This window comes from Neisseria sp. 19428wB4_WF04 (assembly GCF_015235335.1).
In the GTDB taxonomy this organism is placed as follows: Bacteria; Pseudomonadota; Gammaproteobacteria; order Burkholderiales; family Neisseriaceae; genus Neisseria; species Neisseria musculi.
Genome location: NZ_JADGLG010000119.1, coordinates 1 through 1,050 on the forward strand (window position 1 = coordinate 1; position 1,050 = coordinate 1,050).

The window sequence follows — 1,050 nt, forward strand, 5'->3', positions numbered from 1 at the left end:
CCAGCCAGCTTGCCCATGTGTGGCGCAGGTCGTGCCAGCGGAAATCTTCGATACCGACCGCTTCCAACGCCTTTTTCCACGGCTTCTGTATGTCGCAAACCGGCTGCCCGCGCCTGTTGACAAACACATAGTCGGGATGTTTTCCGCGTTGTTTGAATAAAACGGATAATGCCGCATCGTTCAGTGCCACACCCAGGGCGTGTCCCGATTTGGTTTCGTCATGATGCAGCCATGCGACTTTGCGTTCCAGGTCGATTTGCTTCCATTTGAGATTTAATACGTTGGATTTGCGCAAGCCCGTGTTCAGGCTGAATACCGCCATCGCGCCGATATAGTCGGGCAGTGCCGCAACCAGCTTTTCCGCTTCATCAGGTGTCAGCCAGCGAACCCGCCGCCGCGCCTCACGGTAGCCTGTCAGTTTGGGGGCCGTGTCGAGATAGTCCCAATCCTTTACGGATTTGTTCAACACGGCACGGACAAACGAGAGATAGCGGTTTTTGGTGGCATTGCTGCCTTTAATCTTGGCGATTTCGGCCATAATCAGGCTTTTGCCCAGTTGGTGCAGATACAGCCCCCTGAAGGCAGTAAGCCTGCGGATTTTGGTTTCATCGTCAATCAGGCTCTTTTTGTCGCGCCGTTCTTGAAGCCAGCGCAGGCAGGCTTCATCCCACAGTATTTTGGGCTTTTCGGCAAAGTGCTTTACCCGCCACAGGTCGTATTTCAGTTTATCGTGATATTCCTGTGCCTCCTTTTCACATTTTGTTCCAGTCGAGCATCTAATGCGCTTACCGTCCGGCGAATAGATATCGGCATACCATATGCCGTTGTTGCGTTTGTAAATCGGCATTGTTCTTCACTCCTGTTTCCGGGTGATGCCTGCACGGCATCATTTTCCAAATCATGCAGAAAAGCGTCAAGGGCGGGTTGGGTAATGCAGTATTTCCGCCCGGGCTTTGAGGCGTTCAGACGGCCGGCGCGGATATGCTCCCGTATCGTTTCGGGATGGCATTTGCAGTAGGCCGCCGCTTCGTTCACATCGTAGGTTTTCAC

Annotated in this window: 1 protein-coding gene and 1 pseudogene; both read right to left on the reverse strand. The window is 53.2% G+C overall.

Translation table 11 applies throughout. From position 1 onward, the window contains the following. Positions 1 to 847, reverse strand: an 847-nt coding sequence (locus IR141_RS12525; protein WP_245231750.1) for a site-specific integrase, incomplete at its 3' end; no start/stop codon positions are given. A gap of 65 nt (positions 848 to 912) precedes the next feature. Next, positions 913 to 1,050, reverse strand: a pseudogene (locus IR141_RS13930) (helix-turn-helix domain-containing protein); the annotation flags it as partial.